This window comes from Aestuariibaculum sp. YM273 (assembly GCF_030908365.1).
Lineage (GTDB): Bacteria > Bacteroidota > Bacteroidia > Flavobacteriales > Flavobacteriaceae > Aestuariibaculum > Aestuariibaculum marinum.
Map to the genome: position 1 here is coordinate 2,897,584 of NZ_CP133090.1, position 19,968 is coordinate 2,917,551.

Genomic DNA, 19,968 nt, shown 5'->3' on the forward strand with positions numbered 1-19,968 from the left:
GGGCAGAAAAATGTTGAACCTGTGAGTTTCATTTTTTGTTCCTAAACCAAATATAGAAAAAACAAAGAAATTACTTACTATTCAATTTCTATGTTTTCTAGTTCTGAAGCATCTATTTCAGATTCTATAATTTCATCAGCTTGAATTTCAATATTTTCTAATTCTTCTTCATCAATTTCTAAAGATTCTACTTGAGAATCGTCTATTTCTAGAGTTTCTATTTCAGAATCATCGATTTCTAAACCGCCTAATTCCGATTCGTCGATATCAATTTCCAAACCTTCTAATTCTTCTATGGCAGCTTCTTCAAATTCTTCTTCCTTTGCTTCAAGTGCTTCTGTGTTTTCTACTTCGGTAACCGTAAAAGCAGCTTTATATGTTGTAACGGCTAAAGCCATAATGGTTAATAAAAAAGAAAACTGAACTAATTTTTTTATCTCACCTGTTTTCTTTCCCAAATAAAACGCACCACCGGCAAAGAGCAGGGCTGCGATTGCAGGGAAAATAGCAAGATTAGATATTGGCAATACCGAAAATATTATAGCAAAAACAGAAGCTACTACAGCTAATATGGTTAAAGTCTTTCTCATTATTAATTAATTTTTTAATCCTGTAGCCGATTTAATTTTTAGCTCACCGTTACCAACAGGAATTTTAAATTTACCGTAAACCAAAACCTTATTCGCATCGGCTGTCAACCAAATTAGGTTACTATTGGTTCCTTGTAAAACATTGTCACTGGAACCAACGGCTAATTTGTAACATTCTTTCTTGCCGATAGCAGTGTTAATGGTTTCTTTTCCTAAGTATGTCACCTGACCTTTGGTTTCTTCGCGATCAAAGATAATGGTAAAACTTTTTTTAGATCCCACTTTCATTGTACTAAAATCTATTAACCTTAAGTTGTATATGGTAGAAACAATATCCTTTGTGCCTGCATTAATTTTTACGGTTTTGTTTTCCTCGTAATTGTTTTTCTTTTTCATTAACGATTTAACGGTTCCTTTACTGTGGCTAAAGGTGTATTTCATGTATTTGTAATAACCACCTTCGTTAATATCACGAGAATATAGATAAGGCGTAAGGGTTTTAGGGTTTACATAACTTTCGTATAAATCTCTAATCTTAAAAAAATTATCCCATTTGCTATACGTCACCGCGGTACATTTTAATCGGAGTAAAGTTGCCTTAGAGGTTTTTACCGGGCTGGTTTCCATGGTAACCTGGGCGATATCGTTTAATACCCCAGACATATTGTAAGAGGCTGTATAGGTAAGTTTTTCCTTGTAACCAATGGCTGTGTTTTGGGCATTAGTAGTTAAGAATGCTAATAATAGCATGAAAAGAAATGGGATGCGCTTCATAATTATTGTAGATTATAATTTATAACGTCTAGGTTATCATTTATTGTGCCGAAAATACAATGCTTTAATTGATTATACTAATTTTTATTCGTTTGTAAGTTGTAATGTAGGAACACTGATAATTGTCATGATTTATAAGAACAAGTATTTGTAAATTTATACATCTGAATTTTAATTATTTAATATTCAGTGATGAAATACGAGTGACAAGAAAAAAATTTAATTATGAAAACGATTTTATTACCTACAGACTTTTCAGATAATTCATTAAATGCGATTCATTATGCAATGAAGATGTTTAAGAATCAAACCTGTAACTTTTATATTATAAATATTCAGCGTGTTGGTTCGTATATAACAGACGATTTGATGATGTCTAACCCAACCGGAGTACTTTACGATACGGTTGTTGAAGCTGCAAAAGTGTCTATAGATAAATTAATTGCCAGATTGGTTAAAGACTATCATAATGAAAAGCACGAATTTATTTCGCTGGTAGATTACGATAATTTTACCGATGCCATTAATCAGGCTGTTTTAAAGCATCATGTAGACTTGATTATAATGGGCACCAAGGGCGCATCAGGATTAAGCAAGAAGATTTTTGGAAGTAACACCGTTAAAGTATTACAGCATAGCGACGTGCCGGTATTGGTGATTCCTGATGAATGTGAATTTTCAGGGTTGCAGGATGTAGCTTTCACAACGAGTTTTCAATCCTTATATAATATGACAGAATTGAGATTGCTGGATGAAATTATAGTAAAAAATAAAAGCAAGCTTAGTGTGCTTCATGTAGTCTTAGAAAATGAAGACCCTAAAGAACTCTTTCAGGATATTGACTTTTTTAATGAACATTTCGAAGAGGTGTCATATAAAATGATTGAAACCAATGTTCAGGATATTTTTAACTCCATTCAAGGCTACATAACAAATAACGACGTGAAATTAATAGCTATGATTAATAAGAAACATTCGTTTTTTGAAAGTTTATTTGTGCATCATCAAGCCGAAACATTCGCATATAATGTAAACATCCCTTTATTAGTTTTACCAAAACGAGAATAGAAATATAACACATTTTAAAAATTAGATTGATGTCTCTTCCAGATAATAGAAGAATGTAACCTTTGTTACACATTGAAGTAACATAAGTTACTGAAAATAAATATCTATCAGCCTACTTTTGAATTATTAATTTAAATAATTATGAAAGATAAAATAGGTGTATTAATATTTAGTTTTCTTAGTCTTGCTTTTGCGTCTCAGGCACAGGAAACCGTTCTGTTATCTAAGGCAGAAGCGTTAAGCAGAGTTCAGGAAGAAAACACATCGATAAAAATATCGGAGGAAGAATATAATTCAGCAAAAGCCGATTTCAGGCAGACCAATGCTGTATTCTTACCAAATATAACCGCAAGCCATACCGGAATTTCTACAACAAATCCGCTTATGGCTTTTGGTTCTAAATTAAACCAGGAGATTTTAACGGCTTCAGATTTCGATCCGGCCTTGTTAAACGATCCGTCAAAAACTCAAAACTTCGCAACTAAAATTGAGGTGCAGCAACCTTTAATAAATGCCGATGGTATTTATCAGCGTAAAGCTGCTAAAACAAAAATGGAGGCGATGTCGTTACAAATACAGCGTACTTCAGATTATCTTGCATTGGAAGTCGATAAAGCGTATATGCAACTACAGTTGGCCTACAAAGCGGTTGATGTTTTAGACAAAGCTCTTGAAGCCGCCAATGCCAATAAAACTTTAGCTGAAAATAGTTTTAAGCAAGGGTATTTACAACGTGCCGATGTGCTTAACGTTGAAGTACGTGTAAGTGAAGTTCAGGCACAGTTGCAAAACGCAAAAAGTAACGTTCAGAATGCGTCAAATTACTTATCATTTTTAATGAATGACGAGACTTACGTGGTTTATAAACCAAGTGAGGATTTGGTGGTTGAAACCTTAGATTTTCAAAATTCAGGAATTTCAGAAAACCGTAGTGATATCAAAGCCATGGAATTGGCAAGTGAGGCTTATAAAGATATGAGTAAAGCGGATAAAATGACTTTCCTACCTCGATTAAATGCTTTTGGAAGTTATGAATTGTATGACGATAAAATTTTCAGAGCTGATGCCAGTGGCTATGTGGTAGGAGCGCAATTAAGCTGGGATATTTTTCAAGGTTCAAAACGTTTTGGTAAAGCACAGAAAAGTAAAGCGGAATACGAAAAATCGAAGTTAGAATACAATCAGTATGTATCGCAGAGTAAACTGGAGCTTAACAAAGCCAAACGTATGTTACAAGATGCAGAAAACAAACTGAATTTAACAAAATTGGCCTTAGATCAATCTGAAGAATCTTTAAGAATAAGAACAAACCGGTTTAAAGAAGGCTTAGAAAAAACTTCAGACTTATTGATGGCTGAAACCCAGTTTTCACAAAAACAATTAGAATATTATCAAACCATTTTTGAATATAATTATGCGCAGGCATACTTAGAATTTTTAACTAAAGAATAAGAGCAAGACATGAAAAAAATATACACATTAACAATACTATCACTAGCTGTTTTATTCGCTAGTTGTGGAAGTGAGGACAAGAAGACCGTTGCAGATAACAGACCTGCAATTGCGGTTACCGTAAATCAGGTTTCAGAGAATGGAAACTCACCATTTTTGGCCGTAAGTGGAAAAATTAAAGCGGAGAACAGCGCTACCTTAAGCACCAGAACGATGGGGTACATTAATAATGTATTGGTAAATGTTGGCGACAACGTTAAAAAAGGACAGCTATTAGTTGCCATTAATAATACCGATTTACAAGCTAAAAAAGCGCAGGTTAATGCCGGTATTACCGAAGCAACCGCAGCTTTTAATAACGCCGAAAAAGATTATAATCGTTTTAAAAGTTTATACGATAATAACAGTGCTTCACAAAAAGAATTCGACGATATGACCGCGCGTTACCAAATGGCTAAAGCCCGTTTAGAGGCTGCTAAGCAAATGGAAAATGAAGTGAATGCGCAATTTGCTTATACTAATATTACAGCACCGTTTAGTGGTGTTGTAACGAGTAAAATGGCAGAAAAAGGGGATATGGCCAATCCAGGTCAGCCACTTATTACCGTTGAAGCTCCAGGAAGTTACGAAGTGATTGCTATGGTTCCGGAAACTGAGATTTCAGCGATTAAAAAAGGAACAGAAGCGACGGTTTTAGTGAAATCCATCAACCAGAGTTTGAAAGGTAAAGTGACTGAAGTAAGTACATCGGCGAGTCAGACTGGCGGACAATTTTTAGTGAAAGTGGTTTTAGAGAAAACCGATGCAAATATCTTATCAGGTATGTTTACAACCGTACAATTTCCGGTGGAACGCAAAGCTAAAACCGCAATGGTTTTAATACCAACAGAAGCGGTGATTACTAATGGTCAGTTGTCTGGAGTGTATACCGTGAGCCAAAGTAATACGGCAATTTTACGTTGGTTGCGTTTAGGAAGAACGTATGGCGACCAGGTGGAAGTATTATCGGGTTTATCGGCAGATGAATCGTATATCGTTTCGGCTGAAGGTAAATTATATAACGGAGTAAAAATTTCAATTCAATAACTATAAATCTGCGTTAGGGATGGCAGCGGCATCCTTTTTACGTCAGTTCGAGTGAATTTGCAAGAGCAAATTTGTGTCGAGAACACGTAAAAAGATACAGCGAACAGCCCGTTAAAACGCCCAAAAAATTAAAACAATGAAAGAAGGTTTAGCAGGAAAAATAGCCAAGCTTTTTATAGGCTCTAAGCTTACTGTGCTTTTAATGATCGTTTTTATGGTTATTGGAGTGTATAGTTCGTTTTTAATTCCGCGTGAGGAAGAACCGCAAATTGATGTGCCTATGGCCGATATTTTTGTGGGGTATCCGGGAGCCAGCCCGACAGAGGTAGAGTCGCGTGTGGTAAAGCCGTTAGAGCAATTAATTTCGAATATAAAAGGGGTAGAATATGTGTATTCTACGTCGATGAAAGAACAAGCCATGGTGATTGTTCAGTTTTATGTGGGTGAAGATATCGAGCGCTCGTTTGTAAAACTGTACAATGAAATTAATAAGCACATGGATCAAATGCCAGAAGGGGTTACCTTTCCGTTGGTAAAAACCCGTGCTATTGATGATGTGCCGATGTTAGGTTTAACACTATGGAGTGAGAATTACGACGATTATCAGTTAGGGTTAATGGCCCAGGAGTTGGAAGCCGAAATTAAAAAGGTGAATGATGTTGCCATAACTCATAAAATAGGTGGAAGAAGTCGCCAGCTTGGTGTGGTTTTAGATAAAGATAAGTTAGCCGCTAGTGGTCTGGATTTCTTATCGGTTTCTGAAATGATTAAAGCCAATAACACGCAGTTAAATTCGGGAACGTTCGATAAGAATGATACCGAGTTTGTTGTCAACACTGGAAAGTTTTTAGAAAGCGTTACCGATGTGGAGAATTTAGTGGTTGGCGTGCAACAAAATCAGCCGATTTACTTAAAACAAGTAGCATCGATTATCGACGGGCCAGAAGTGCCACAAAATTACGTGAGTTTAGGTTTTGGTCAGGGTAGTGAAAAGGCATCAGAATTTCATTCGGAGTATCCGGCAGTGACTATTTCGGTAGCGAAACGTAAAGGGGCCGATGCGATGAAAATCGCTGATGTGATTATTGATAAAGTAGAGCATTTAAGGCAAAATTTAATTCCGGACGATGTGCATGTTGAAATTACCAGAAACTATGGTGAAACCGCATCGCATAAAGTGTCGGAATTATTATTACACCTTATCGGATCGATTATTGCCGTAACGTTTGTGGTAATGTTAGCCATGGGTTGGCGCGGTGGTTTAGTGGTATTTTTATCGGTACCCATTACCTTCGCTTTAACGCTGTTAAGTTATTATATGTTAGATTATACGCTTAACCGTATTACCTTATTTGCGTTAGTATTTGTTACAGGTATTGTGGTCGACGATTCCATTATTATCGCCGAGAATATGCACAGGCACTTTAAGATGAAGCGTCTGCCATTTAAACAAGCCGCTTTATACGCCATTAACGAAGTAGGGAATCCAACTATTTTAGCCACGTTCACCGTAATTGCTTCAGTATTACCAATGGCGTTTGTATCGGGGTTAATGGGGCCATATATGGCGCCAATGCCAATCGGGGCATCTATCGCGATGATTTTATCGTTATTCGTAGCCTTAACCATTACACCGTATTTGGGGTATATTTTCTTAAGAGAAAAAGATAAGAAAGGCGTTGAAGAGAAACCGAAAAAACCGTTAGAGGAAACGGTAATTTATAAGTTCTACAATAAGTTCGAGCGTCCGTTAATGGAAAACAAAACAAAACGCTGGATCTTTTTAGGAGGAACGTTTGCCTTATTGCTAGGTACGATGACGATGTTCTTTACCAAATCGGTTGCGGTAAAAATGTTGCCATTCGATAATAAGAATGAATTTCAGGTGGTAATTGATATGCCGGAAGGCACCACTTTAGAACGCACAGCGTTGGTGGCTCAGGAGATTTCACAATATCTGTCGACACGTCCAGAGGTAGTGAACTATCAGAATTATATCGGAACATCGGCACCAATTACCTTTAACGGATTGGTACGTCATTACGATTTACGTGGCGGTAGTAATATGGCTGATATTCAGGTGAATCTTTTAGATAAAGAAGCGCGTTCGGCACAAAGTCATGATATTGCCAAGTTATTAAGGCCAGATATTCAAAAGATTGCTTCAAAATACAATGCCAATGTGAAGATTGTAGAAGTTCCGCCAGGACCTCCGGTATTATCAACGATTGTTGCTGAGGTTTATGGCCCAGATTACGATAAGCAAATGCAGATTGCCGATAGCATTCAAAGTATATTACATAACACCGAAGATGTTGTAGATATCGACTGGATGGTAGAAGCCGATCAAACCGAGTATCAGTTTACAATCGATAAAGAAAAAGCAATGCTTTACGGTGTGGCTCCAAAACAGATTGCGTACACGATGAATATGGCTCTGGCGAATCGTCCTATAACAACCTTATACGACGAAGATGCAGTGAATCAGGTTGGTGTGGTGTTGAGTTTAGATGAAAAGGAAAAATCGACCATTCAGGATATTTCGCAATTAAAAGTGAAATCACAACAAGGGAATTTAGTGCCAATCGCAGATTTAGTTGATATTGTTGAAACGACAAGCGCTAAAAGTATCTATAGAAAAAATCAGAAACGTGTTGTTTACGTGATGGCCGATATGGCTGGTGAACTGGAAAGTCCGGCGTATGCGATTTTAGGTATGGAAGAAAAACTTAAAGCGATTGATTTACCTCAAGGCTACGAGATGAACGAAATGTATTTGGGACAACCAGATTATGAAGACGATTATACTGTAAAATGGGATGGTGAATGGCAGATTACCTTAGAGGTGTTCCGTGATTTAGGAATAGCCTTCCTGGGTGCTATCATCTTGATTTATATTTTAATTGTTGGCTGGTTCCAGAACTTTAAAGCACCAGTAGTTATGATGGTGGCTATTCCATTATCGTTAATCGGTATTATTTTAGGACACTGGATGATGGGAGCCTTTTTTACTGCAACCTCATTTATTGGAATGATTGCTTTAGCAGGTATCATGGTTAGGAATTCGGTATTATTAATTGATTTTATAAATCTACGATTAGAAGAAGGTGTACCATTAAAACAAGCAGCAATCGAGGCAGGAGCGGTAAGAACAACACCTATTTTACTAACTGCTGGAACGGTGGTTATCGGGGCCTTCGTTATTCTATTCGATCCTATTTTCCAAGGATTAGCGATTTCACTCATGGGAGGTACCATCGTATCTACCGTATTAACTCTATTAGTAGTGCCGTTGGTGTATTACATGATTGAACGTAAAAATCATAAATAGTCTATTAAAGGATAGTTAATTTAAAAATTAAGGATCATGAAATTAGTAATAGTAACAGCGGTTGAAGAGTATCATAACGAGATTATAAAACTGTTCAGAAAAGCACAAATAGAAAATTTTAGTGAGTCAGATATTGATGGCTATAAAACATCAAATCCTTTAATAGTAGCTTCAAACTGGTTTGCTGGAGAATCTAGAGGAAACGAGTCTAATATGTTTTTCTCTTTTACAGAGGAAGATCGCATTGATGATTTATTTAAACTGATTAAAGAGTTTAATACACATTTGGAAACCAACAATCCAGTAAAGGCGATTGTACTCCCTATAGAACGATTTATATAAAATTAAAAATTAATAGAAATGAAAAATAGAATAGTACGCGGTATTGCCGGAACTTTTATTCTGGTAAGTTTAATATTAGCCATTTATGTAAACCAAAACTGGTTATGGTTTACTGCTTTTGTAGGCGCTAATTTATTACAATCTTCTTTAACTAAATGGTGTTTAATGGATACCATTTTAGAAAAATTAGGGGTTAAAGATTAAGGTTTTTAAATTGAAATTTACAGGGTTTGGTTGACACTCAAAATTGATGTTGTTTAAGTTATTAATGTGTTAAGGTTATTTCTTATTGATAATATTTTTATTGTAAGTGATTAACTGTTAACTTTATAGGGTGATCAGCCAAACCTTAAATTTCAATGATATGCAAGTTTTTTAGAATTGTATTATTTCTTTATTTTGCTGTTTCTTTTGGTCAATCGACAAAACTAGATAGCTTAAAACAGGCTTTACAACTTGTAACTAAAGATTCTGTACGGGTAAAAATATTAAAAGACATTTCGTGGGAGTATTTAAATAATCGTTCAAATATTCCTTTGGCAAAAAAATATATTGACAGTTTTGCAAGGTTAAGTAGCCAATCAGGTATTGAATGGGGGCAATATCTGGCCAGGTATCAATATGGTGTTTTAGAACGTCAGAAGGGTAATTATGATATCGCTTTAAATCATTTTAATGTTTATTTAGAGTTTGCTAAAAAAAATAATGATAGTATTCAAATAGCAAACACACAATATCAACAGGCCATAATTCACGACTATCGAGGTCAGTACGATAAAAGTCTCGAAATCTATCATAAAATTTATGAGATATACCAAAACGCTGGTGATGAATACAGTGCTGCAAATATTTTAAATAGCCTTGGGGAGATTTTAAAGCGTTCAAATCGTATTGAAGAAGCTTTAGAGAATTATAATCAGGCGTTATCTATTTTTACACGTTTACAAGCAAAGGCTGATATTGCTAATTGTTTGTATAACATAGGTACGACGTACCAACTTCAAAAGAATTATTCAAAAGCTTTAGCCTACCTTAACAAAGCGTTACTATTAGATGAAGACATAGGAAGTCTTTGGGGAATGGCTTATGATTATGAAGCTATAGGAGAGGTGTATAAGCTTCAAGGAGATTATCGAAAGGCTTTAGATGTACATTTAAAAACACTGGAAATTAGGCAGGGATTAAATCAAAAAAGAGAACTATCCGCAATTTATGTGCAAATAGGGCAGGACTATATAAAACTTAAACAAAACAAACAGGCAGAAGAATACTTTTTAAAAGCCTTGGATCTGGCTGAAGAAGTTGGAGCTACAACCGAATTAGTGAATGTTTATTCAGGTTTGTCAGAGTTATATGGTGAAACTGAAGACTACCAAAAGGCATTAAACTTTAAAGAAAAACTAATAGCAGTAAAAGATAGTTTGTTTAACGAAACGAAGTCTAAACAAATCGAAGAACTTCAGGAACGATTTAATACCGAAAAAAAGGAAGCTGCTATTCTGGCTTTAGAGCAGGATGCAGAGATTCAAAATTTAAAGCTGAAGCGTCAAACGGTTTTCCGAAATATATTTATAGCCATAATTCTAGTGGGAGCCTTGTTAACTTTTTTACTGATAAGACGCTATAAATATAAACAACGCGTAAGATTGGAGCTTATTGAACGGCGTAGACAAATAGAAGAGGAACAGCAAAAAACAGAGTTTGAAAAACAACGTGTAGCACAGCTTGAAAAAATAGATCATTTAAAAGATCAGTTTTTAGCCAATACCTCACACGAACTGCGTACGCCTTTGAATGGGATTATCGGTTTATCAGAATCTTTAAAAGATGGTGCTGCCGGTCCGTTGTCGTTAAAAGCTATCGAGAATCTCGATATGATTGTTAATAGTGGTAAACGTCTATCGAATCTGGTAAACGATATTTTAGATTTTTCAAAGTTAAAGAACAATGATCTTCAATTGTCCATTCATCCTGTTGATTTATATGCTATTACAGATTTGGTTTTGAAGGTGTCCGAAAGTTTAATAAAAGGAAAATCCCTTCAGCTTATTAATTCTGTTCCAAAGGACATTCATTTAGTTGAAGCAGACGAAAACCGACTTCAGCAAATACTTTACAATTTAATAGGGAATGCCATCAAATTTACCGAAAAAGGCACTGTTCAGGTAAAGGCTCAACTCGAAGAAAACAAAATAAGGATTTCTGTTTCCGATACCGGTATTGGTATTCCAGTAGATAAGTTTGAAAGCATTTTTAAGTCATTCGAGCAGGTTGATGGATCGGTAGAGCGTGCCTATGGAGGCACGGGCTTAGGCTTGTCGGTGACAAAGCAGTTGGTAGAGTTGCATGGTGGAACTATTCATGTGGAATCTAAAGTTAGGGAAGGGTCAACGTTTATGTTTACTTTACCTTTAAGTGAAACAAATAGAAAGGATATAGCAAGAATTAAAATAATAGCGACAAAGGATGAGGTTCAGAAAATTAAAGTAGATTCTGAAGATGATAAAATAGAAGTTGTTAATTCAGAAAATAAAGATATTAAGATTTTAGTGGTAGATGATGAACCTATAAATCGTCGGGTTTTGGAAAATCATTTAACGGTTGCAGGGTACTCGGTTGTAGAAGCAGGTAGTGGTCAAGAAACTTTAAATTTAATGAAAACTGAAAATTTTAATTTGATTCTTCTAGATATCATGATGCCAAATCTTTCCGGGTATGAGGTTTGTGAAATGATTAGAAAAGATTATTCAGCTAGCGAATTACCTATTGTTTTGCTTACGGCAAAAAACAGGGTAAGTGATTTGGTTGCTGGTTTTAATGTCGGGGCTAACGATTATTTAACGAAACCATTTTCTAAAAATGAATTGCTTAGCCGAATAAAAACCCATGTTAATTTAAACGGCATTCATAAAGCGACCAGCCGATTTGTACCAGCCGAGTTTTTAAAATCTGTTGGTCGAGAAGCAATTACCGATGTCGTTTTGGGCGATCATATAGAAAAGCACGTTACTGTTTTATTTACCGATATTCGAGACTATACTAGTTTATCAGAGAGCATGACACCCGAACAAAACTTTAAATTTGTAAATGCTTATGTAGGGCGCATGGGACCTTTAATAAAAAAGAATAAAGGTTTTGTAAATCAGTATTTGGGAGATGGTATCATGGCGCTTTTTCCCGAAAAAGCATCTCATGCTTTACAAGCAACCATCGATATGCAAAAGGTAATCATAGAATACAATAATCGAAGAGTTTCTGAAGGATTTAGACCCATTTCAGTAGGGATGGGGTTACATACCGGAGAGTTGGTTATGGGAATTATAGGTGATGTTTACCGAAATGATACAGCTATTATTGCAGATACAGTGAATACGGCTTCTAGAATGGAAGGTGTAACTAAATATTATGGAGCAAAAATTATTATTAGTGATAGTAGTCTGGCAACTATAGATAATAAAGAAGATTTTAATTTTAGGTATTTAGGTAAGGTAAGAGTAAAAGGGAAATATAAAACCATGGGTATATATGAATGTTTTGATGGAGATGATAGTGAAAATATAACACTAAAACAACAGACCTTGAATCAGTTTGAGAAAGGAATGACTCACTTTTTTGCTAAAGAATTTCCAAAAGCCTCTGTAGCTTTTGATGCTATTCTGTCTTTAAATCCCTCCGACTTAGTTGCAAAATATTTCTTAACCAAGTCGGCGGAATATACCATTTCAGGTGCTCCCGATGATTGGGATCAGGTTAATACAATTCCAATGAAATAGATTTTATACTTTTTGTTTATACTAATTGTATACTTTGAATTGTTTAATCATACCGCGCTCCATAGCTTTAGGTATTTCGGAAATTAACACATAGTTTCCTTGGTCTAAAAACACTTTAAAAAATCCTGTTTCTCCAGCCTCTAAATCTTCAACACCACCTAGAAAAGTTAATCCGGACGGTGCAGGAGATCTTAAAGATGTTATATCTGCACTGTTAACCCATTTACTAAGAGTGGTTATTAGTGTATCATTATCAATTTTAACCAGATTTACATCATGGCCAAGAAAGCTCTCGTACTTTTTTTGATCTTTAAAATGAACACCAAATTGATAATTTCCGGCTTTCAGGGAATCTTTAAAAGTTATTCCTGTTTCGGCTGATACAGTGATATTATAATCAGCTTCCGGCATTGAAGCTTTACTTTCTTCTTCAGTAACTGTTATTTCTTTAAGCATACCATAAAAGGCATGTGGCATACCATCTGGCATTCTAACATAGCATTCCATAGCATAGGTTCCTGGTTTTAGGTGTATTGTTGTTTCTGCTTGACTTTTTGGTGATATTAAACCAACGCCGCCAGCAATGGTGACGTCATACCACCATTTAGGTGTTTTTTCAAGTTCTTTCATGGCTGCTTCAAAGTCTCCTTTATTTAAATATGTAAAAGCAGCTTTAAAGGGAGGTACTAATTCATTTTTATAAGTTTCCAGGGTAACTCCGTCAGGTAGCTTTTCAAGAATAAAAAAATGTGTTTCACTAGATTTATTAACGTACCTAAAGGTGTTCCATCCAGAACGTAAAGTATCAGGCATAACAAAATCCATTAGGTTTGTAGTGACTTCTACAATGTTGTTATCCAAAGATTCTAAGTCAGTATCCTTAGTCGGGATTGTATTCTTATCCTTGTCATTTTTGCAGGATGTAATAAAAATAGCAGCAAGGAAAATTAAAATGAAATGATTTGAGAAATTGACATTAAAAATCATAATAGTGTGTTGTTATTGGTTAGAAAAAACAGTTACGCTATTATAAATCAGGGAAATATTGATATTCTTGCTAGGAAGAACTACATTTTAAATGTACGATTTTTTCATTTAGTAATGGTATAAGGTTGTATTATTTGTTTGATGAGTAAAGAGCTAGTTTTATTTATTGATTTTAATTTTAAAAATGTAGTTATATATTGAAGAAGGAATACAAAAATCCGTTGTGCTAACTATTAAGGCTACTAGAAATAATAATGTTCCAGCAATATAACCTGCAATGTATAGCTGTGAGTAAAACAAAAATACAGTAGTCGAAAGCCAAATCGTAGCAATAATGCAAGCGAATTTTAATTGTTGGGAACGTTGAGGTAATCTAGGTTTGTTAAGTAGATTTCTAATCCAATAATTATAAATATAATCAAAGGGATGGTAGGGGAGAACAATTCCTAAAAATGCTATTAAAGTCATGGTAGACAAAATAAGAATATTAGCTGTAGCAACTCCTAAACCAACTAAAATACTGCAAGTAATAAAGGCAAATCTATTACCAAAGGCTAATTCACAAATTTCTTGGTCGGATTGATTTAAATATCCTTGAGCTTTTAGACGGTTTATCCTTGTTTTTGAAAGATTGTTTGAATTTGTAGTCATAAAAATTATTTTAGTAACGTTTAAATGGATTTATGTACTCTTGAGAAAATTTTCTCATTGGAATTTTAAAAAACCGCTCATTCAAAGCGGTTTTTTAAATTATGGAGTACCTAGAAGATTATTGTCCTTCTTTTATATAACCCCATCCCTGGTTTTGCTTCGATACAATTTCCAGAATACCGTCGGGTACCTGTTTTACCCCCTTAATGAGGTCGCTGTCTTTTGTTTTATGACGTTTCATAGTGCCCTGACAAATCACAAAATCTATGTTGTCTTTTTGAACCAGCTTACTAATATCCTCAGCAACTACCGATTTGTCTTTTAAAACCATATCCATTGCACCGCTATACATAACGACCTCAAATTGTGAATTCGGATAGGCTTCAGACATTGCTTTTACATGTCTAACAGTAGATTGATGTACTTTGGTATTGGCGCTAGTTACATCAAATACTATTTTTACTGGTTGTTCCTGAGCCATGACAATTATAGAAAATAAGCATGCCCATATACAGTTAATTACTGTTTTCATTTTAATTCGGTTTTAATTTTATTCACCTGCAAAAATATAGGCACACTTATGTGCTTGAGCTCTCTCCAAAGCCCATACACCAGAAGGAACCAGTTTAACATTCGGAAGCATACCATTCACCCATTCCTGATATACTTTTGTTGGGTCTAAGCCCATTTTCTCGGCAACTTTGTTACTATAAACTTTAGTTGCTAAATCGCAGGCGCAAAACATGGCACCGCGCTCATCTAAACTTTTTAATCCACCGGGTCCGTTTATTGGGTAATCGCCATCTTGTGGCTCGTAAAATGGATTTCTAAGAGCAAATTCTTTTGTGTGATCTTTAACATTAAATACTTCACCTAGTTTATATTTTTTCCAGATGTCATCGTTTAGTGCTAAACAAAGACCACTATGGCGTAAAACGCTCATGGCTGTAATATCGGTGTCAGGTGAGCCGGTTTCATTATTGGTTAAATAAAATGCCCAATTCCATAGAATAGGAAGTCCGTAATGCGGTGTAGATCCATCATAAACTACACGATGTGTTCCTTTAATTTGGTCAAACCAATCATAGGTTTCATCCATTTTTGAATCGTCAAATACGGTTGTATTCGCATACATAGGGTTCGTTAATACCGAAATGGTACTTGCGGTTGCTCCTAATGCTAGTGCTCCTAAAAATTGTCTTCTGGTGTTGTTTGTTGTTTTCATAATTATTTGGTTTTGGTAATGTTGTATGTTTTTTTGTAGTATTCCATAATAGGTTGAAACGGACCTATCTGGTGCTGTTCTGTTGAAAAATCATCTGCATAAGGAGGGTAAGGCGTAGAAACAGGTTTCTTTTTTAAATCAGGGAAATCTTTTTCGGGATTTGGTTTTAATGGGCGTTGCTGCTGATTAATATAGCCTGCTACATCGTATGCTTCCTCATCGGTCAGAACAGGCGCATCATAAGTGGTTCCGAAAGGCATATTGGCTTTTATAAATTGAGCAGAGGTAATAACTCTGGCCATACCGGCACCATGATTAAAGGAATCGTCACCCCAAAGTGGTGGATATTCGTAAGTATAGCCGTTATTGTCTTTCACACCTAAACCGCTACTGGTGTGGCATACGGTACAGTTGTTTTCAAAAACAATCTTTCCGTGTGATAAATTTACCGGCCGTTCTGGTATATTCAGTTTAACAAAGCCCTGACCTTCAATGTTGCCATCTTTTGGAGCATATCGACTGAGATATTCAAGATATTTTACAATCGCTTTCATTTCTTTACTATCAGCAGGTAACATATTACCATTCATACTGCGCTCCATGCAACCGTTGATGCGTTCTTCAATAGTACCAATTTTATTTTCCCGTCCTCTAAACTGGGGGAACCGTTGAATGATACCTATTAAAGGTGCTGAATAAGGTTTGGTGCCTGAATTGAGGTGACAATTTTTACAAGCCAAGCGATTACCCTGATAATTCATTTCTGGCCTTCCATTATCCGGGCCAATGTATTTTGGTGTTTCGTTAAAGAGCTCGTAGCCATATTTGATAATTTTATTGTTTTCTGAATCATCAAGCGTAGCAACATCATAATTCATATAATAAATATTCGGCATTCTTTTGGTGGGATTCAGGGTGATGATATCGAAAACCACCAGTATAAGTACAACAGATAGCATTACAATGGCGCTAAAACAGATGATAATTAATAGCCCCATCTTTCCTAATATGTTATTTGGTTGGTTACGCATTGTTAGGTTTTTAATTGATAATAGGTGAGGTTACAGGTAGCCTGGGCAATTAAATAAGTAAGGAAAAAAGCACACAAAAAATTGAAAGTAATTGCTTTTTGTGATTTGTAAATTAGGGGTTAGGGTAAAATCTTACTTAAAATTACGAAAAAATAATATTAGTTGTTAATATGAGTTAGTTTGTTGTTAATCAAATTGTTGTGGTTGGTTAGGTTTAGGTATGTTTTAAATTTATTATTTATTTGATATTGATAGGTGTCGATCGTATTTTTAACTGAATCATTATGATTTTGAAAAAGTTTTGAAAACCGTTGTTCTAATTTTAAATACTCTGATACCTCAATACTTGGTGCATCAGAATCTAATTGTAAAGCTGATTGGCCTTTTCTGATGCGTCTTGGATCATGACGATACAATATCCATTGTCCGGAATTTACGGCGGCTTTATGATATTGACTAGGTTGGGTCATATCAATACCGTGAGATTCACTGTGGCAGTAGGCTATAATTATTGAAGGACCATTAAAACTTTCGGCGTCGTTAAACGCTTTTAAAGTTTGTGATGGATTTGCTCCCATGGCAACTGAAGCGACATAAACATTGTTGTAATTCATAGCCATAAGTCCTAAATCCTTTTTCTGCTTTTTATTACCGTTATGGGTGAATTTCGCCTGAGCACCGAAAGGTGTTGCTTTAGAAGCTTGACCTCCTGTGTTGTCATAAACCTCATTGTCGAGAACTAAAATATTAACATTTTTACCCGAAGCCAGCACATGGTCGATACCTCCAAAACCAATGTCGTAAGCCCAACCATCGCCTCCAACAATCCAAATACTTTTTTTGACTAATGCATCTGCAAGATTATAGAGAAGCTCGTGTTTGTTTGTTTTAAATGGTTTTATTAGTGTTTTTAGTTGATTAATTTTAGTTTGTTGAAAATGAATCTCACTTTCAGAGGATTGTTTGTTGTTTAGAACATCATAAACCAATGTTAATGGTAATTCTGGAGACAATTGCTTTAAAAGTTGTCTCGCTTGTCGTTCTTGTTGATCTATAGTTAACCGATAACCTAAACCAAATTCAGCATTATCTTCAAATAAAGAGTTAGCCCAGGCAGGACCTTGCCCTTTGTTATTGGTGCTCCATGGAGTAGTTGGTAAAGCGCCTCCAAAGATAGAGCTGGCTCCAGTGGCATTCGCAATTAATAATCGGTTTCCATAAAGTTGAGATAATAGTTTTAGGTAAGGCGTTTCGCCACATCCTTTAACTCCCATGGGGTATTTAAATAAAGGTTCTTGTAATTGCTGTTGGGATACCTTTGTTACATCGATTTGATTTCGTTCAATTTCGGGTATAGATTTGAAAAAATCCCAGTGCTCGTTATTGTTTCTTCCCTTTTTATCTACAAGCTTTAAAGCTTTGGTATCACAGGCATCCACACAGTTATTACATCCATTACATTGATTTGGATTGATTTGAATGGAGTAATTTAAAAGGTCAATTTCCCATTCCGGATCGGTTGCTTTTAGGGTTTTAAAACTCTCAGGAGCTTTATTTAAGTAATCATCATCAAAAACTTTAATGCGTAATGCCCCTTGAGGGCAAGCCATGCTGCAAATACCACACTGTGTGCATAAAGTAGTGTCCCAATCAGGAATAAAAGATGTAGCTTCAGTTTGGTTGTGTTGTGAGGTATTAGTAGGGTAGGTACCATCTACAGGAATAGCACTAACGGGAATTGAATGCCCCCGGTTATTTAGTAATTTACCTAATAATGTATTTGGGAAGGGATTGGTGCTTTCGGTATCAGATGTCACCTTTGAAGTATCTACTACATGGATATATTGATTTATCTGTTGTTTGACCTTTTCATCCAAGCACTGATTAGTTTGGGTTAAAAAGCAAGCTTGTAAGGCTGAAATTTTAAGTTTACTTAGGGTATTTATGTTTTTAAGAGCTAAAGTATTTACGATTTTTAGAGTAATTGATTTTTTTATTATTAGTGCTTGTACTCTTTCTGATAATGTATTCCAAAAGCTATGAGTTGTCAAATTTGTGTGAACTAGTAATATGCCTCCAGGTTTCATGCTTTCTAAAACTGAATCGTTTTCGATGAAGTTTACATGGTCTGTAAGGGTAAAATCAGCCTTGTTAATTAAGTATGGAGCTTTTATAGGTTTGTTGTCTATTCGTAAATGTGATACGCTTCTGGAATTCGATTTTTTATAATCACACTCGATATACCCTTGTATGAAAGTCTGTTTTTTAGAGCCGATGAGCTCTAAGGTGTGTTTAAATTGTTCAGTAAGTAATTTGTGTTTTGTTTCGTAGAATACCGCTTGATAGGATTGATTGATGTCTAAATTGTTATTTACATCTAAGCTTAAGCGAGTTATATCATCTTCGATACCCACAGTGAAATGATTTTTAGGGTTGTCTGTTTTAAGGTTTTCGAAAATAGCCAGAACCATTCTGGGAGTAAATTCTTTTGAAGATAAGCCGTAACGTCCGCCATATATTTTAGGTAAATGTGTTATTTGGTTAGTTTGATAGGCTTCTGTTAATGTTTGTAATACATCTAAATATAAAGGTTCGCCGTTGGTGCCAGGTTCTTTGGTTCGGTCTAATACGGCTACGGATTTGCAAGTTTTGGGTAAGGCTTCAAGGAGATGTTTGCTGCTAAATGGTCTGTACAATTTCACTTTAATCAAGCCAAGTTTTTCGCCTTTCAGGTTTAAATGCTGAATAGTTTCTTCAATGGTTTCAGTTGAAGAGGCCATGGATATGATTATAGATTCAGCCTCAGGGTGTCCTATATAATCGAAAAGTTTGTAATGTCTCCCGGTTAATTTTTGAAAAGAATCCATAGTAGATTGAACAATATCCGGGCAATTATTATAAATTGAGTTTGTGGCTTCTCGACTTTGAAAAAAGACATCTGCTCTCTGTGAAGTGCCTTTAATGGTCGGTTGGTTAGGGTTTAAAGCACGATTGCTGTGGTTTTCAATTTCCTGGGAAGGCATCAATAATTGAATGGCTTCATCAGTAATCGTTTCAATTTTTGAAATTTCATGAGACGTTCTGAAACCATCAAAAAAGTGAATAAAAGGAATTCTGCTTTTCAGACTAGCTACCTGAGCAATAAGAGCAAAGTCCTGAGCTTCCTGAACAGAAGCACTAGCCAACATAGCATATCCAGATTGTCTAACGGCCATAACATCGCTATGATCGCCAAAGACTGATAACGCATGGGTGGCGATACTTCGGGTAGCAACATGAATAACATTTGAGGTAAGTTCTCCGGCAATTTTATAAAGATTTGGAAGCATTAATAGTAAACCTTGTGAGGCAGTAAAGGTTGATGATATAGCTCCGGTTATTAAGGCACCATGCATGGCTCCGGCAACTCCGGCCTCACTTTGCATTTGATATACACTTGGAGTAATGTCGTGATAATTTGTTTGGCCTTCGGCTGCCCACTGTTCAACCAATTCGCTCATTTCTGATGCAGGAGTAATTGGATAAATGGGCATTACGTAGTTGGTTTTAAACGCGATCCTTGCCACAGCTTGATTGGCATTTACAATATTAAATTTTGAAGTGGTCATGGTGTTGTTAAAAAATTAAGTGATAAAAAATGGCTACCGGTTAGTTTTTA

Annotated in this window: 15 protein-coding genes; 7 read left to right on the forward strand and 8 right to left on the reverse strand. The window is 35.6% G+C overall.

Annotated elements, in window-relative coordinates; translation table 11 throughout:
• Nucleotides 1-77: 77 nt before the first annotated feature.
• Together RBH94_RS12525 and RBH94_RS12530 are read right to left on the reverse strand one after the other, a co-directional pair.
• Nucleotides 78-590, reverse strand: a complete 513-nt coding sequence (locus RBH94_RS12525) for an FUSC family protein (RefSeq protein WP_307881207.1) — start codon at nucleotides 588-590, stop codon at nucleotides 78-80.
• A 6-nt stretch (nucleotides 591-596) separates the two neighbouring features.
• Nucleotides 597-1,364, reverse strand: a complete 768-nt coding sequence (locus RBH94_RS12530) for a DUF3108 domain-containing protein (protein WP_307881208.1) — start codon at nucleotides 1,362-1,364, stop codon at nucleotides 597-599.
• A 225-nt stretch (nucleotides 1,365-1,589) separates the two neighbouring features.
• Between RBH94_RS12530 and RBH94_RS12535 the strand changes: the two genes are divergently transcribed.
• From RBH94_RS12535 to RBH94_RS12565, 7 genes are all read left to right on the forward strand, one after another.
• The gene (locus RBH94_RS12535; protein WP_307881209.1) at nucleotides 1,590-2,432 is read left to right on the forward strand and encodes a universal stress protein; all 843 of its coding nucleotides are present in this window, start codon (nucleotides 1,590-1,592) and stop codon (nucleotides 2,430-2,432) included.
• Between the two features lie 141 nt (nucleotides 2,433-2,573).
• Nucleotides 2,574-3,884, forward strand: a complete 1,311-nt coding sequence (locus tag RBH94_RS12540) for a TolC family protein (RefSeq protein ID WP_307881210.1) — start codon at nucleotides 2,574-2,576, stop codon at nucleotides 3,882-3,884.
• A 9-nt stretch (nucleotides 3,885-3,893) separates the two neighbouring features.
• On the forward strand, nucleotides 3,894-4,970 hold the full coding sequence (locus RBH94_RS12545; RefSeq protein ID WP_307881211.1) for an efflux RND transporter periplasmic adaptor subunit: 1,077 nt from the start codon (nucleotides 3,894-3,896) through the stop codon (nucleotides 4,968-4,970).
• A gap of 136 nt (nucleotides 4,971-5,106) precedes the next feature.
• On the forward strand, nucleotides 5,107-8,301 hold the full coding sequence (locus RBH94_RS12550; protein WP_307881212.1) for an efflux RND transporter permease subunit: 3,195 nt from the start codon (nucleotides 5,107-5,109) through the stop codon (nucleotides 8,299-8,301).
• Nucleotides 8,302-8,337: 36 nt separating this feature from the next.
• Nucleotides 8,338-8,643, forward strand: coding sequence for a hypothetical protein (locus RBH94_RS12555; protein ID WP_188221787.1), 306 nt, complete (start codon nucleotides 8,338-8,340; stop codon nucleotides 8,641-8,643).
• A gap of 18 nt (nucleotides 8,644-8,661) precedes the next feature.
• Complete coding sequence (locus RBH94_RS12560; RefSeq protein ID WP_188221788.1) at nucleotides 8,662-8,847, forward strand: DUF2892 domain-containing protein; 186 nt, start codon at nucleotides 8,662-8,664, stop codon at nucleotides 8,845-8,847.
• Between the two features lie 155 nt (nucleotides 8,848-9,002).
• On the forward strand, nucleotides 9,003-12,416 hold the full coding sequence (locus RBH94_RS12565) for a tetratricopeptide repeat protein (RefSeq protein ID WP_307881213.1): 3,414 nt from the start codon (nucleotides 9,003-9,005) through the stop codon (nucleotides 12,414-12,416).
• 21 nt (nucleotides 12,417-12,437) lie between these two features.
• Here RBH94_RS12565 and RBH94_RS12570 read toward each other — a convergent pair whose 3' ends face one another.
• From RBH94_RS12570 to RBH94_RS12595, 6 genes are all read right to left on the reverse strand, one after another.
• Entirely contained in the window at nucleotides 12,438-13,403 is a 966-nt protein-coding gene (locus RBH94_RS12570; protein ID WP_307881214.1) for a hypothetical protein, read from the reverse strand.
• A gap of 159 nt (nucleotides 13,404-13,562) precedes the next feature.
• Nucleotides 13,563-14,054, reverse strand: a complete 492-nt coding sequence (locus tag RBH94_RS12575; RefSeq protein WP_307881215.1) for a DUF4395 family protein — start codon at nucleotides 14,052-14,054, stop codon at nucleotides 13,563-13,565.
• 118 nt (nucleotides 14,055-14,172) lie between these two features.
• On the reverse strand, nucleotides 14,173-14,586 hold the full coding sequence (locus RBH94_RS12580) for a DsrE family protein (protein ID WP_307881216.1): 414 nt from the start codon (nucleotides 14,584-14,586) through the stop codon (nucleotides 14,173-14,175).
• A gap of 18 nt (nucleotides 14,587-14,604) precedes the next feature.
• Complete coding sequence (locus tag RBH94_RS12585) at nucleotides 14,605-15,279, reverse strand: twin-arginine translocation signal domain-containing protein (RefSeq protein ID WP_307881217.1); 675 nt, start codon at nucleotides 15,277-15,279, stop codon at nucleotides 14,605-14,607.
• A 2-nt stretch (nucleotides 15,280-15,281) separates the two neighbouring features.
• Nucleotides 15,282-16,310 (reverse strand): c-type cytochrome, encoded by a 1,029-nt coding sequence (locus RBH94_RS12590; RefSeq protein ID WP_307881218.1) that lies wholly within the window; start codon nucleotides 16,308-16,310, stop codon nucleotides 15,282-15,284.
• A 158-nt stretch (nucleotides 16,311-16,468) separates the two neighbouring features.
• Entirely contained in the window at nucleotides 16,469-19,918 is a 3,450-nt protein-coding gene (locus RBH94_RS12595; protein WP_307881219.1) for a 4Fe-4S binding protein, read from the reverse strand.
• Between the last annotated feature and the right edge of the window lie 50 nt (nucleotides 19,919-19,968).